Here is a 13,965-nt window from a genome sequence, read left to right as displayed (position 1 = left end):
ATGAGCAGCACGGCGCCCCCCGTTCATTGGCTCCCCCAACGATAACCACTAATCCATTGGGTAGGCCAATAAGTTTCCACTATCCCCACCCATGTTTTTCCATTGGGTCCGCCAATGAATCTCGGTACGGTGGTCCCATGTCCGACCTCCCGTACGCCCCCAGCCGTATCCGCGCTCTCCCCAGCTGGCTACTGGGCCGGGCCGCCGCCCGCGGCCACCGCCTCGTCGCCGATGCCCTCGCCGCCGAGGGCATGCGGATGATGCATCACGCCGTGCTCTCGGCAGTCGCCGAACTCGGCCCGGTCTCCCAGGCGGAGCTCGGACGGACGTTGGGCATCGACCCCAAGGACATGGTCGCCATCGTCAACGACCTCCAGAAGGACGAGCTGGTCACCCGCACCCCCGACCCCAACGACCGGCGCAAGAACGCCATCGGGATCTCGGCGGCGGGCCGCCGGCGGCTGCGTCGTACCCAGCGCCTCGGCGACGAAGCCAACGCGGAACTGACGGCGGCCCTGACCCCGGAGGAGCGGGCGCAGTTGATCGACCTGCTCACCCGTATTGCCGCGCCCAGGGAGTGAGCGCCCGGTCCGTCGGTTTGTGTGGCGGGCGTGTGGCTTCAGCCCGGTAGTGCCCCCGTACGCACCGGACGTGCGGCCTCAGCCCGTAGCGGTGGCCGTGCGCACTGGATGCGCGGCCTCAGCCCGTGGAGGTGGTAGCGGTCGTGGCGCGCAGGGCGAGGCGGTGCTCGCCGGCGTACACGTTCATGGACGCTCCCCGCAGGAACCCGACCAGGGTCAGCCCGGTCTCCGCGGCCAGGTCGACGGCGAGCGAGGAGGGGGCGGACACCGCGGCGAGGACGGGGATGCCCGCCATCACGGCCTTCTGCGCCAGCTCGAACGACGCCCGGCCGGACACCATCAGCACGCACGAGGACAGCGGCAGGAGCCCCTGTTGCAGCGCGCGCCCGACGACTTTGTCGACGGCGTTGTGACGTCCCACGTCCTCCCGGACGTCCAGCAGTTCGCCATCCGGGGTGAACAGCGCGGCGGCGTGCAGGCCCCCCGTCCGGTCGAAGACGCGCTGGGCGGCCCGCAGCCGGTCGGGGAGGGTGGCCAGCGTCGCCGGTTCGATGCGGACCGGGGTGTCGGGCGAGGTGTCCAGGGTCCAGCGGGCGCTGGTGCGGACCGCGTCCAGGCTGGCCTTGCCGCACAGTCCGCAGGAGGACGTCGTATAGACGTTGCGTTCCAGGGTGATGTCCGGGACGGGCACCCCGTCCGCGAGCCGCACATCGACGACGTTGTACGTGTTCCGCCCGTCCTCAGCCGCTCCCGCGCAGTAGACGATGTTCGCCAGCTCGTCGGCGCTCGCCAGCACGCCCTCGCTGACGAGGAAGCCGGCGGCCAGTGCGAAGTCGTCGCCGGGCGTACGCATGGTGATCGCCAGCGGCTTGCCGCCCAGGCGGATCTCCAGTGGCTCCTCGGCGACGAGGGTGTCCGGTCGGGTGCTCACGACACCGTCGCGGACCCGGATGACGCGACGTCGCTCGGTGACCCGTCCCATGTCTGATCAGTCCCAGTCGTGTGAGGCAGCGCGCTGCGGTACGTGCCGGTGTTGCATGTGCAGGTGTTGCATGTGCCGGTGTTGTACGTGCCGATGTTGCATTGCCCGCGTTGTGTGTCCGGTTTCGTCAACGGTCACCGGGCGGTCGTCCGGCGAGAAGACCTTGACGATGTCATTGTCCTGCACGCGAAAGGTGAGGTTTCAGCCCACTTCGCAGTACGCGCGGACGGTGGTCGTCCCGGCCCGTCAGCTCGCTCGCGTGTTCGTGCATATTCGTGGATTTTTGTGCGTATTCGTAGTCTGTAGACAATAACCAATCGGTCGGAAGGGACCTCGATGGTGCCCACAGGGCTACCGCAGGGCGCCGGGCCCAGGCTTGAACGGCTCGGCCCGGCCCGGCCCGCTGCGAGAGCGCGTCTACGAAGCGTTGCTCGAACTCATCACCACGCATGCGCTGGGGCCCGGCCGGCACCTGGTCGAGAACGAGCTCGCGGGCTATCTGGGCGTCTCCCAGCAGCCGTCCCGCGAGGCCCTGCAGCGGCTCAACACCGATGGCTGGGTCGATCTGCGACCGGCGCAGGGTGCGTTTGTGCGTGAGCCCACCGAGGAGGAGGCGGATCAGTTGCTGACGGTACGCACCCTGCTGGAGGCCGAGGCGGCCCGGCTCGCGGCGGCGAACGCCGACTCGGCCGGGATCGCGGAGCTGAAGCGGCTGTGCGCCGAGGGCGAACGCGCCGTGGCGGATGGTGACGTGGATACCGCGGTGGCGGCCCATGCCGAGTTCCATGCCAAGGCGATGGAGCTGGCCGGCAACGCCGTTCAACACCCCGGTGGCCCGGCAGCGCGGCCGACAGTCGTGGACCGAGCACCGTGAGCTGATCGCGGCGATCGCCGACCGCGACGAGGCGCGCGCCGCGGCCGTGATGCGGACGCACGAGCACACCCGCCGTACGTACCACGAGCGCGAAATCAGGGTCGAGGGCGAGAACGAGGGCGAGAGTGGCTGATGGTTCGCGACGCTGTCCCTGGGCGGGGGAGGGGGCGCAGGTTGGCCAGGGAAACGGTCCGATACGCGAGACCATTCCCGGTCGGCTCCCGTCATTCGGCTAATCTGCAGCCGATCACCACACCACTGATCAACGCCTCACCGAACAACACACATCACGCACCACACAGATCACGCATTACGCATCAGCATCACACGCCACGTACACACGCATCACGTACACCCCGCTTCACGCACCGAGCACCCCACCACGAATGGCGAGACGCACATGAGCGAAGGGACAGCACAGGCGGCCGACGACGCGGCCTCCGTCGCCGACGAGGCAGCCCGCGAGCGGCTGCTCTATCTGCGCAGCAGCATCGACAACCTCGACGCGGCCCTGGTGCATCTGCTCGCCGAGCGTTTCAAGTGCACCCAGCAGGTCGGCGAGCTCAAGGCCCGGCACAGCCTGCCGCCCGCCGACCCGGCCCGTGAGGCGGCACAGATCGAGCGGCTGCGCAGACTGGCGGCGGACGCCCGGCTGGACCCGGCGTTCGCGGAAAAGTTCCTCAACTTCATCATCGGCGAGGTCGTTCGCCACCACCGGGCGATCGCCGACCGCACACCGGAGGAGCCGGACGGACCGGCCGTCGGCTGAGGTGCCCCGCGCCCTGTTGTTGAGTTGCTGAGTGCCCGTAGCGTCCGCGCGTGCGTACCCCTGAGCGCCGGGCAAGCCCGTAGTGCCCGGCGCACCCGTAGCGCACCGCAAAACGGCACCTCTTCTCTTGGTGGCCCGCAAAGCTGCGCCTCTTCTTTTAACCCCGCCACCCGCCCCCCTTCGGGGGCGGGTGGGTGTAGTGGTGAGGTTTCAGGCGCCGCTAGGGAACCCCAGTACGGTTCGCCCCCGGCCCCAGACAACCCGTCACCTCCATACAACCGTCACCCCCAGCCCAACCCCCTACCCCACCACCTCTCCTACCATCAGACCGCCCCTAACAACCCTCGCCGGCCGGCCAGGTGGCGCGCGTGCTGAACAGGCACGAGCGCGTCCGAGGACAGATGCGCGCCGTCACCGACGTCATCTCAACTCGCCCAATCGGAGGCAGGTTTCACTTTCACATAGACCATCACCTACGCCGTCGCACGGTCCACCCGCGAGCGACACTCGCCATCCCCGACGCCGGATCGTCCCGCAGCACCACCACGGTCCATCAGCACCATCACCACCACCTGGCAACACGGCAACGCACGTGTCCCCCCTGGCGCCGCTCAGCGGCCCTGCGTTCGCCGACTTCTGGTCGCCTCTCCACCGGCCGTACGCACCACGCGCAGCGTGGCCCTCCTTGGCCATCACCGACCCCAACGTCCCCTTCTCCAAACTCGACTTCGGCCCCAGATCCGCACCTACAAGGCCGTCCACGGCACACTCCGCTTGCCCGGCGACCGCGAACTCCTCGGCGGCTTCGGCAACTCCCGGAGCGGTGTCTTCGTAGGGGGCGAGCTCCTGGCGAACTCCTAGGACGGCCGGTGGACGAAGGCCCACCGGCAGACCGCCTCCCACGCAACGCAACTTCCCCGACGACCACCTGCTGCCGTAAGCCGCCAGCCCCAGGCAGCCAGGTCCCTCGCCCGTCCCCGCCCACCTCCCGACTCTCTCCCCGAACCCCTGCCGACCGGATACGACACGAACCGCCGCTCGGCGGCCGTCGGCACCGTGCGCTCCACCGCCTGGAACAGGGCGTACGGTGCCGCACCAGCGGCTCCCGCCGATCCTCCGGCGCGAGCCGCAACAGTTCATCGATCCCGGCCAGCAGCCGCCGCGTCCCCTGAGGACTCCCGATCGCGCACGCCCGAATCCCCGCGAGCCCAAGATCCACCAGATCTCGCCACCCCGGAACGTCCTGCACCAACCGCACCACACTCTTCCCGTCCCGGTAATGCACCGCCCGAGGGGCTGGCCCACCACCATGGCCAGGAAGTTGCACAATCCGGTCCAGACGCTGCACGGCTGTCGTCGGATCATTCACAGCAGGCGATATCGCCCACAGCGCGAGATCCGAAAGCTGCCGCAACCCAAGCCGTGGGCACAGCACGACCACCTGCCGTGCGATCCGGTCGACCACCCGTACCACCTGCAGCATCGCCGACACATACGCAATGAACAGCAGCAGGCTGAGCCCACCAGCACCAGAGTCAGTAGGCTCTGCACCAGCGGCACCGAGGTGATCCGCCGCACATCGACCCTCTCTCTCGTGCGAGATCAGGACCAGCAGCGAGGACAGAGACGTGGCCGGAAAGAGGGTGAGCGTGAGCTTGCTGATCCAGCTCCGGAGAACGATCCGCACCACCCGAGGAGTGAGCTGCCCGCTCGTCATCCGCACCGCGACCAGCGAAATGCTGAAAACGACGCCGATGAAGGTCATCATCGCCGAGCTGACCGTCGTCATGATCGTCTTGGCGCCATAGCGATCGTGACCAGGTCTCTGACCTCGTCATAAGCCGTCGCACCCATGCGGACGGGCGACTATTTCGACATCCAGCGCCGACGCCGCCCACCACAGCGGCGCCACCCCCGGCCCCGCCGTCGGCGCGACCCAGAATGTGTCCCGCAGATGCTCCCGCAATGGTGAGAGCGCCCGCGGCGCACAGGGCCCCACCGGGCGTCCGTCCCTGCGCGAGCTGTCCTTCATTACCCATAAGCCCAGGTTATGTGCGCGCGGATACGCAGGTGAAAGCCACTCCGAAACCTTGGTATTGTTGTCCCTGTCGCCGCGGGGAACGCCCCGTGAAGATCACACCTGGTCCGGGTGGCGGAATGGCAGACGCGCTAGCTTGAGGTGCTAGTGCCCTTTATCGGGCGTGGGGGTTCAAGTCCCCCCTCGGACACTCAAATACGCACATATCAGCGGGTTGTGATTGAACGATCACAGTCCGCTGATTTGCGTGGTACTCCAGCTCAAGCCCGAAGTCGGCATAGATCGGGGCTTTGTCTTCGGGGTCCGCGGCTTGAAGCCGGTCGGCCATGTCGCCGAGCGTTTTGATCATGTGCTGGATCTGTTCCTCGGTGAGAGCTTCCTCTTAAGAGCGTGCCGCTGCGACGAGTTGCTGTCGGGCGGCGGCCTGCTCGTTTTGGGCAGACGTGATCCAGCCGGCGACGATGACGGGGTCGGCTCCGGCGTCCAGCGCGGCCCGGTATTGGGCGATGCTGCGATTCGTCTCTGTGATGGTCCGCCGTGCCGCTTCCAGGGCAGGGTCGGTTGGCGAGTGCCGCTGCTGACTCTCACACATGGCCTGGAGGGTGCGGCCCAGATGCCCGGGCGCGAAGAAACGGGCAATCCAGGCATCGAGTACCGGCAGGAGCTCGTTCTGCCGCAGGTAGACGGTCAGAGGGTGGTTGAGCGCCGTGTTCTTGGCGTATTCAGCGGTGTAGCGGCAGCGGTAGTACGGCTGGCCGTTGTTGTAGTTGCCCTGCATCCTGCGACGGCAGATGCCGCAGCGCAGCCGACCACGGAGCGCGTAGGGCCGGTCGGTGGGGCGCGGGCTGCGCTCGGACGCCGCCGAGCCGCGGGCGGAGTTCTTGGCCTGGGCGCGGGTGAAGATCTCCATACTGATCAGCGGCTCATGCACGGGCTGCGCCGACCAGACCCACTGGTCCGGAGTGTTCCAGGCGAGTCTGGTGCGGTGGCCGAGGGTGACGTCCTCGATGTCGAGGAGGACTTCGTCCTTGCGTTGCTTGCTCCAGACCTCGTGGCCGGTGTAGCGGGGGTTGCGGAGGATCGCGCGCACGGCGCCCTTGGACCAGTCGTGGCCGGGGCGGTGGGGGTTGCGGGCGCGGTCGTGGGCGGAGGGGCACGGGATGCCGTCACGGGTCAGGCTCTCGGCGATGGCGTAGTACCCCTTGCCGCGGAGGTAGTCGGTGAAGATGCGGACGACGACGGGTGCGGCTGCGGGGTCGGGTTCGAGACGGTGGAGGCGTTTTCCGTCGGCGGCCTTGGCCGGGTTGGGATGCGGGCCCGCATCGGCGATCCGGTAGCCGTAGGGGGGTCTGCCGCCGAGGTAGCGGCCTTCGATCTGGGCTTGGGAGGCCATGGCGGTGCGCACGCGGATCTTGATGCGGTTGCGTTCGCCCTTGCTCATGCCGCCGAAGACGGACATGACCAAGTCGTGGGCCTCATTGTTCGGGTCGATGGCTCCGCCGACCTCGGGGACCCACAGCGGGATGCCGAAGTGGACGAAGAGGGGGAAGGTGTTGCCGAACTGGTTGCCGTAGAAGGTGCGCTGGGGCTCTCCGATGACGACGGCATCGAAACCGCGGTGCGGGTCGCGGAGAGCTTTGAGCAGTGCGGCTGCTTGGGGGCGGCGTTTCCAGGGCAGGGCGCGGGAGTGGCCGGCGTCGAAGTACTCGGTGACGATCTTGCCCCCGGCGGGTTCAATGAGGGCGCGGGCGCGGGTGAGCTGCCAGTTGCGGGAGGTCTCAGGGTCCTGGAGGTCCTCGGTGGAGCAGCGTCCGGCGAAAGCGAAGTGGACCATGGGTCGTTGGCTCTCTGGCTTGGTGTGCTGCGGGCACGGCGGATGACGGTGGTCCGTGGTACCTCCTGCTTGGCGAAGAGGGCCAGTCGTCCACCGTGCCCGCTGATTCACAGGATTGTGTGAGGTGGCTGCGCGTCGGCCAGGCGGTTGTACTCCTGGCGGATGAAGTGCAGCAGGCCCTTTGCGGCGCTGTCGGTGAGGTGCGGTGGCGTGTCGGGCAGGCGCACGGTCAGCTCGCCAACGGGCTCTGGGCGCGGTGCCCGTCGTTCAGCCGTGTCGGGGGATTCCATGGGCGCAGTTGACGGCCCAGCCTCCACGGAGTCGACGCTGACGTCGACACGCCCCTCGTTGCCTTCAGTGGTCACGACGGGGTCTGCCGGGGCAGGTTCGGGAGCGGAACGCCGCAGCGCACGTCGAGTCGCCGCTCTTGGGGCATGGCTTGCCGGTTAGCTTGGTGAAGACCAGAACGTCCTCGTGCTGCACGGCGGAGAGGGGGATGCCCTGTCGGCGGGCGTCGCGGACGTTCTTCATCTGGAAGAACGAGGGGCGGGTTACCAGGTGGCTGTCGCGGATGCCGGCGAGGAGGGCGACGCACCGTTCGGTGGGGGTGAGGCCGGCGGCTTTGCCTGCGGCGAGGACGGCGGAGGGCAGGTCGATGAGTTCGCCGCGTTCGCGCCAGGGGCGGGTGGTGACGACGACTGTGCCGCCGGGGCGGAGCACGGTGCGGCACTGGGTGAGGATCTGAGTGAAGGCGTCCAGGAGGTGGGCGGTGGAGACGTGGGCGAGGTTGGTGGGGTCGTGGCTGTAGCGGAAGTCCTTCTTGACCACGCCGCGTTCGCCGGTCTCCCGGGTGGAGCGGACCTGTCCGTGGACGCTGGGCCCGTAAGGCGGTGACGTCACCACCAGGTCCACCTGGCCGTGGAGTGCGGGCGGGACGAGGCTGGTGAGCTGACGGGCGTCTCCGGTACAGACTGCACCCTCTGTGCCGCCTTCGTGTGCGGCTGCAGCGGCATTGAGGCGGGCGAGGTGGGCCCACTTCGGTTCGTATTCGACGCCGACGGCGTTGCGGCCGAGGTGAAGGGCTTCGACGAGGGTGGTGCCGATGCCGCACATCGGGTCAAGGACCAGATCACCGGGGCGGGTGTAGGTAGTGATGGCGTGAGCGGCGATGCCGGGGAGCATTTTGGCGGGGTGGGCGGCCGAGCCGGGGAGGTAGCGGCCTTTGCGTTGGGCGGGGGCGGAGGTGGGGGCGGTGTTCCACACCGAGAGGGGAAGCGTCACGAGCAGGCTCCTTGGGCTCAGGCGTGGTGGATGGCGGTGAGGGCGATCAGATCGCTGTGGATGACGCCGGGGTCTGCGTCGGCGGGCGGGGCGGGGATGAGCTGATCGCCGGCGGGGTGGGCGTGGGCGACGATGAGGTGCTGCAGGTAGCGGAATCCGGCGGTGCGTGCGCAGGCGATGAGTGAGCCCAGTGGGTCGGTGAGTCCTGCGTCGGCGTCGCGGCGCTGGCGGGTGGCCAGCAGCAGCAGTCCGTCTGTGGGCAGGAGGCGGTGGGCGCGGTGGAAGAAGCCGGACCAGCCCTCGTCCATGGCTGCGGGCATCTCGCTGACAGCCCCGCCGGTGAGGGTGTCCGTGCGGGCGGGCAGGGCGTTGGGGTGGAGTTCGGCGAGCAGCATCGACAGCCTGCTGGGTGTGCCGTCGGTGTAGGTGACCACGGGGGTGCGGGCGTCCATGCCCGGCTCGGCATCCCGGACGGAGATTTTGAGCAGGGGTGCGGGGGCTTGGCCGGGGCGGGTGGTGAACTCGGTGCGGATCCGCTCGATCGCCCAGCCGGGCAGCACGGTGCCGGGGGCGGGCACGGCGTCGGGCTGGTCGGGGGCAGGGAGCCAGAGGGTGGTTGGCAGGGGCCGGGAAGTGTGGCGGCGAGCGGTGCTTTGAGTGGGGCGGTTGGTGGTGGGCATCGGTGGGTGGCGCCCGGGATGCGGGGTCCATGCCGTCTGGTGCTGACGTGAGTAATAGGGCAGGGCGATTTTGCCATCGCCGCCGAAGGCGTTCGAACCTGGCCAGCGACAGCAGGACACTCTCGTCCGCTGAGGTTCGGCCTCGGCCAGCCCGTCATCTTTGCCCAGTTCAGCGGCCCAGCGGTCCAGTGGCGAGCCACCTGCGAGCCACTGCCGAGCCACTCTGTGGGTGGCTCGGTGAGCTCACCCAGCACCGTCCAGAATTTCTTTGTGTTCGATTCCGATCGGGTGATGCTGTGGAGTGGTGCTGGTCATCAGGGGCGAGCCAGCGCCGACCCCTCGCACAGAGCGAGCCACTGGCTCAGAGATCGCACGGGCTGGCACGCGACCGGTCCGGGGGTGACACGGGGCGGTGACAGGGCTTCGGCAGACGTTGTCCGCCACTTCCGCAAGGAGCCCCCCCGCATGAGCCACGCCCCCCACCCGGCCAACAGCCGCATCGCTTGTACACGTACGGCTGGCCACTCACCGCTGCAGACGCTGGAGGAGTCCTTCCTCGCGCTCTGCACTGCGCCCCAGCCGCTCACGCTGCCCGCGTACCTGGTGTGCGAGGAGCCGGAGCAGCAGGCGCTGCCCGTCGACCAGGTCCGCACCCGCCTCGCCCACTCCGCCACTTCGCCGACCCTGCGTGAACAGACCTGGCGTGAGGTCGTACGCCGCGCCCAGCAACTGGGCGAGCCCTGGGACACTGTGGCCGTCGCGATGACCGTGCCGGTACTGCGCCGGATGCTGGCCCGTCTGGCCTGCCCCGCCCACCTGGAGCGCGCCGAAATCGAGCAGGAGGCTCTCGCCGCCGTCGCTTCCGCCCTGCCGTTGGTGGATGCGAACGCTGTGGACGTTGCCCGGGAGCTGTTCGCGGCAGCCGACCGGGCCGTGCACCGGCTGGTGCACGCCGCGCGCCGACGGACCCAGCGGGAGACCGGTCCCCAGGCGGTGCACCTGGGCCGCCTGGCCCAGAGCGGATGTCAGGCCACTGACCCGGGTGCCGAAGGAGGCGACGAGTACACCGTGCTGGCCCGTGCGGTGCGGGCCCGCGTGGTGGGTATCGACGAGGCGCAGCTGATCGCCCGTACACGGCTGGAGGGTGAGCCGATGCAACGCCTGGCTGTCGAACGAGGTGTGAGTGCGCGTCAGCTCTACCGCCACCGTGCCGCCGCCGAGCAGCACCTGGCGGCCTATCTGCACCACCAGCAGCGCGAGCAGTAACAGCGCCGCCTGGGGGAACTTCCGGCGTCGGATGTCAATTTCCGGGCCGTGAATCTCTATTACGGGTAAGCGGCGCCGCCGGATGCGCACCATCACCGGCGGCGCAGTCTCCCGGCACAGCCCCGTCCCGCGGTTGCTGCCAGGCCGTTGCCGTGTGGGGTGGACGCACCGTCTCGTGCTGACACCCGAGCACCCCCGTTTCCGCTGCCGCTCCTGGAGGAGGACGGCCCCGGGCCGGGATCCGTGTTCGCCCCACACCGCACACACCACGCGACGCAGCTCGCCGCGTCGTCTTCCCCTTATCCCGCTCTTCTCTTCCGCCGTGCTGTGCCTGTTGGAGGTGCGTCCGCCATGTTCGCGAAACTTCGCCGGTCACGCCGACGGCTGATCTGGCCGGTGGGCCGCTGGACGATCCGGCTCACCTTCATCACCGCACTGACCGTGTTCGTGCTGCTGGCGAGCTCTTCGCAGGTGTGGGCGGTCGCGAACATCCCGACCGTGATCAGGAATCTGCGGAACTGGATCGTCGGCATGCTCTCCGGGCTCGCCACGTTGTTTCTCACCTTCGGCGGGCTGCGCTACCTGATGGCCGGAGGCGATCCCGGTGAAGTCGAGTCCGCCAAGCGGGCCTTGAAGGCCGCGGCCATCGGCTACGGGCTGGCGATCCTGGCCCCCGCCCTGGTCACCGTGCTACAAGGCATCGTCGGCGCAGGCGGCAACGGCGGTGGCGGAAAGTGAACCGCACCGGCTACCTCGCTCGCGCCGTGCCCACGCTCTTCGCCCTGACGGTCCTTGTCCTGGCCCCGGTGTCCGCCCAGCCAGCCTTCGCGCATGCTGCTGTCCAGGTGCCCGCGGAACCGGGGCCGCCCCGGCCCGAGCCTCAGCCCGCTCCCGGACCCACCCCCACACAGTCGCATCAGGGGTCACCGCAGCCCGACCCCGCCCCCGGGCCGACCCCCGCACCGGGCCGCCCCTCCCCGAAGCCCTCGCGGCCCGCGTCCCCTGAGCCCGCGCCGGGGCCGACGCCTCCCGCGTGTGAGGCCATGGGAAGGGAGTGCGTCAAGGACACCTCTTCGGGCTGGGATGTGCTGACCGACTTCCCCGCAATGATCGTGAACGCGATCACCTCGTTCCTCGGCCTGCTGATCGAGCAGGTCATGAAACCGGTCCGCGAATTCCTCGCCGACACCCTGCTGGCCACCCCGGACGTCACGAAGCATGCCGACGTCAAGCGGCTGTGGACCGTCATGCTGGAGATCACCTGCGGCATCTACGTGCTGTTCGTGACCGCGGGCGGCATCACCGTCATGGGCTACGAGACCGTCCAGACCCGCTACGCCCTCAAACAGATCCTGCCCCGCCTGCTGTTGGGCATGGCCGCGGCAACCACCTCCCTGACCGTGATGGGCAAGGCCATCGGCCTGGCCAGCGCCCTCGCCCACGCGATCATGGCCACCGACATGGCGGATGCCGGACAGGGCATGGTCGAACGCGTCCTGCCCTTCGCACTGTTCGGAGCCGCCGGACTCAAGCTGTACCTCTTGCTGCTGGCGATCACGATCGTCGCGCTGGTCCTCGCGGTCCTGATCGGCTTTATGATGCGCGTCGCCGTGCTCGCACTGCTGGCCGTGTGCGCGCCCCTCGCCCTGGCATGTCACGCCCACCCGCTGACCGATCCGGTCGCGAAGCTGTGGTGGCGGGCCCTGGGCGGGTGCCTGGCCATACAGGTCGCGCAATCGATCACCTTCGTCCTCGCCGTGAAACTGTTCTTCGCTCCCGGCGCCACGACACTGGGCATCCCGAAGTCCGACCAGTTGGGCACGATGCTCGCCGGGTCCGGCCTGTTCTGGGTCCTGTTCAAAATCCCCGGCTGGACGCTCCAAGTCATCCTGCGCGGCACCCCGGCCCACAATCCGCACGCTCCCCCTGCCGTGCGGATGCTGCGGCACCTTGCGATGTACCGGTTCATGGACCACTACCTGCCCGGCATGAGTCTGCTGCGGCGCCGGCCCGGCCGAGGCGGAGGTGGAGCGGCAGGGTTCGGCGGAGGCCGGGGTGGGCCGGGAGGGGGAGGTGGCCGCCCTGGCGGGGGTGGCGGTCGGCCACCTGCGCCCGGCCCTGGGCGCGGCGGGAGCGCACGAGGCCAGGGCCGGAGCCGCGCACGGATCGCTCGCGGCCGTTCTGCCCTGGGCCGTCCGACTCCCCGCTCTGGCACAACCCGCCAATCCGCACCCGGCACCCCGGCCGCACGAGACGCACACAAAGCGGGCGCTGTCGGCGGCACGCTCTCGGCGCCCGCCCTGACCAGCCCTTCCGGCGCAGCGCCCACTCCATCCAGCGGCCAAACTCCCCGGCGCCGTGGTCCGAGCGCACCTCCCCTCACCCGTGCACCGAGAGGTCCCCGCGCAGTGCCCCATCCCGCCCAAGCCCGTCGGCCCCGACAGCTCTCCCTGCCCATCGCCGCCGCACGCGTCCCAGCCCGACCGCCCCGACCCACCCAGATGTGGCTGCCGATCCGCGCCGGGCACGCCCCCGCCCAGCCACGGCCGCCCTCCCGCAACCTGCCACCCCCGCCACCGTCACGCCCTGCCACGGTGCCGGGTGCGCGTCAGCTGCCCCTTCGCATCCCCGCCGACCGCGTACGTGTGCGCCCACCCCGCCCGATGCAGCTACGGCTCCCCCTCGAACCCCCACGGAGGTAACCCACATGAACGGACCTGACGACCCGGCAGATGCTCCGCACGGCACGCGCATCCCCGCGGACATCTCCCGTCCCGACCGCCTTCTGGGCCCCTTTACCGCCAGGCAGACCGCCATCCTCGCCTCCGCAGCCGCGGTGCTCTACGGCGGCTGGTGGGCGACCCGCTCCTTCATGACGCCCTTCACCTACGCGGCATTGGTGATTCCCGTCGCCGGGGCGGTCGCCGCGCTCGCGCTCGGCCAGCGGGAGGGCATCGGTCTGGATCGCTTCCTGGCCGCCGCCCTCGCCCACGCCCGCACCGCCAAACGCCGGGTGCATGCCCCCGAAGGGGTACCACCCCTGCCCACCGTCGTCCCCTCCCGCTGGGCGAAGGCCGCAGGAGCACCTCCAGCCGCCATGCGTATGCCCTATGACGGCATCACCCCTGATGGGGTGCTCGACCTGGGCGGCGAGGGGAATTCCGCCGTGGCGACGTGTTCCACGGTCAACTTCGAACTGCGCTCGGGCGCCGAACAACAGGGCCTGACCGCCGCCTTCGCCCGCTGGCTCAATTCTCTGACCGGCCCCACCCAGCTGCTGGTGCGCTGCCACCGCATCAACCTCACCCCCCTCGCCGCCACGCTGCACCACCATGCCGCCGCACTGCCGCACCCGGCGCTGGAGCAGGCCGCCCGCGCGCATGCCGACTTCCTCGCCGACCTCGCTGCGGGCGACAACCTGCTGGGACGTCAGGTCCTTCTGGTCGCCCGCGAGGAATCCACCGCGCACGGCGTGCGGCGGAGCTCGGGTGAGGGGCGGGTGCTGCAGCGCCTGGACGAGGCCGCCCGTGCTCTGACTCCGGCCGAGATCACCCTCACGCCCCTGGATGGCCCACAGAGCGCCGAGCTGGTGAGCGCGGCCTGCAACCCCGACACCCCCACCCTGCCCGCCGACGGATCGGACGGTGACCGCACGTGACT

The 13,965-nt window shown here is 69.5% G+C and carries 12 protein-coding genes, 1 tRNA gene and 1 pseudogene; 8 read left to right on the top strand and 6 right to left on the bottom strand.

All coding sequences use genetic code 11. The annotated features are described in order from the left end of the window. Nucleotides 1-137 precede the first annotated feature (137 nt). A complete protein-coding gene (locus K9S39_RS10300) occupies nucleotides 138-581 on the top strand; it encodes a MarR family winged helix-turn-helix transcriptional regulator (RefSeq protein WP_248863052.1) in 444 nt (147 codons plus the stop codon). Between the two features lie 118 nt (nucleotides 582-699). On the opposite strand, the gene fdhD is transcribed toward K9S39_RS10300, so the two are convergent. Beyond that, nucleotides 700-1,563, bottom strand: a complete 864-nt coding sequence (gene fdhD, locus K9S39_RS10295; protein ID WP_248863051.1) for a formate dehydrogenase accessory sulfurtransferase FdhD — start codon at nucleotides 1,561-1,563, stop codon at nucleotides 700-702. A gap of 336 nt (nucleotides 1,564-1,899) precedes the next feature. Between fdhD and K9S39_RS10290 the strand changes: the two are divergent. After that, nucleotides 1,900-2,570, top strand: a pseudogene (locus tag K9S39_RS10290) (GntR family transcriptional regulator). 267 nt (nucleotides 2,571-2,837) lie between these two features. Next, nucleotides 2,838-3,206 carry a chorismate mutase gene (locus K9S39_RS10285; RefSeq protein ID WP_248863050.1) on the top strand — a complete coding sequence of 123 codons (369 nt, stop codon included), beginning with the start codon at nucleotides 2,838-2,840 and terminating at the stop codon, nucleotides 3,204-3,206. A gap of 562 nt (nucleotides 3,207-3,768) precedes the next feature. On the opposite strand, the gene K9S39_RS42950 is transcribed toward K9S39_RS10285, so the two are convergent. Continuing rightward, nucleotides 3,769-4,971: a DUF2254 family protein gene (locus K9S39_RS42950; protein ID WP_406708131.1), complete on the bottom strand. Its 1,203-nt coding sequence runs from the start codon at nucleotides 4,969-4,971 to the stop codon at nucleotides 3,769-3,771. Between the two features lie 378 nt (nucleotides 4,972-5,349). Between K9S39_RS42950 and K9S39_RS10270 the strand changes: the two genes are divergently transcribed. After that, nucleotides 5,350-5,434, top strand: a tRNA-Leu gene (locus K9S39_RS10270). 192 nt (nucleotides 5,435-5,626) lie between these two features. Here K9S39_RS10270 and K9S39_RS10265 read toward each other — a convergent pair. From K9S39_RS10265 to K9S39_RS10250, 4 genes are all read right to left on the bottom strand, one after another. Beyond that, nucleotides 5,627-7,078 carry a recombinase family protein gene (locus K9S39_RS10265; RefSeq protein ID WP_248863049.1) on the bottom strand — a complete coding sequence of 484 codons (1,452 nt, stop codon included), beginning with the start codon at nucleotides 7,076-7,078 and terminating at the stop codon, nucleotides 5,627-5,629. A gap of 107 nt (nucleotides 7,079-7,185) precedes the next feature. Then, nucleotides 7,186-7,368, bottom strand: coding sequence for a hypothetical protein (locus K9S39_RS10260; protein ID WP_248863048.1), 183 nt, complete (start codon nucleotides 7,366-7,368; stop codon nucleotides 7,186-7,188). A gap of 64 nt (nucleotides 7,369-7,432) precedes the next feature. Next, a complete protein-coding gene (locus K9S39_RS10255) occupies nucleotides 7,433-8,359 on the bottom strand; it encodes a TRM11 family SAM-dependent methyltransferase (RefSeq protein WP_248863047.1) in 927 nt (308 codons plus the stop codon). 17 nt (nucleotides 8,360-8,376) lie between these two features. Then, the gene (locus K9S39_RS10250) at nucleotides 8,377-9,039 is read right to left on the bottom strand and encodes a hypothetical protein (protein WP_248863046.1); all 663 of its coding nucleotides are present in this window, start codon (nucleotides 9,037-9,039) and stop codon (nucleotides 8,377-8,379) included. A 465-nt stretch (nucleotides 9,040-9,504) separates the two neighbouring features. Between K9S39_RS10250 and K9S39_RS10245 the strand changes: the two genes are divergently transcribed. The 4 genes from K9S39_RS10245 (at nucleotide 9,505) to K9S39_RS10230 (ending at nucleotide 13,963) form a co-directional block, all read left to right on the top strand. Next, entirely contained in the window at nucleotides 9,505-10,305 is an 801-nt protein-coding gene (locus tag K9S39_RS10245) for a hypothetical protein (RefSeq protein WP_248863045.1), read from the top strand. A gap of 351 nt (nucleotides 10,306-10,656) precedes the next feature. Next, nucleotides 10,657-11,043 carry a pilin gene (locus K9S39_RS10240; protein ID WP_248863044.1) on the top strand — a complete coding sequence of 129 codons (387 nt, stop codon included), beginning with the start codon at nucleotides 10,657-10,659 and terminating at the stop codon, nucleotides 11,041-11,043. Between the two features lie 305 nt (nucleotides 11,044-11,348). Then, nucleotides 11,349-13,007, top strand: a complete 1,659-nt coding sequence (locus K9S39_RS10235) for a hypothetical protein (protein WP_248868674.1) — start codon at nucleotides 11,349-11,351, stop codon at nucleotides 13,005-13,007. A 5-nt stretch (nucleotides 13,008-13,012) separates the two neighbouring features. Then, nucleotides 13,013-13,963 (top strand): PrgI family protein, encoded by a 951-nt coding sequence (locus K9S39_RS10230; RefSeq protein ID WP_248863043.1) that lies wholly within the window; start codon nucleotides 13,013-13,015, stop codon nucleotides 13,961-13,963. Nucleotides 13,964-13,965 lie beyond the last annotated feature (2 nt).

The organism is Streptomyces halobius, from assembly GCF_023277745.1.
Lineage (GTDB): Bacteria > Actinomycetota > Actinomycetes > Streptomycetales > Streptomycetaceae > Streptomyces > Streptomyces halobius.
Note: the sequence above shows the minus strand (reverse complement) of the source record. Positions and strands in the feature narration are given on the sequence as shown.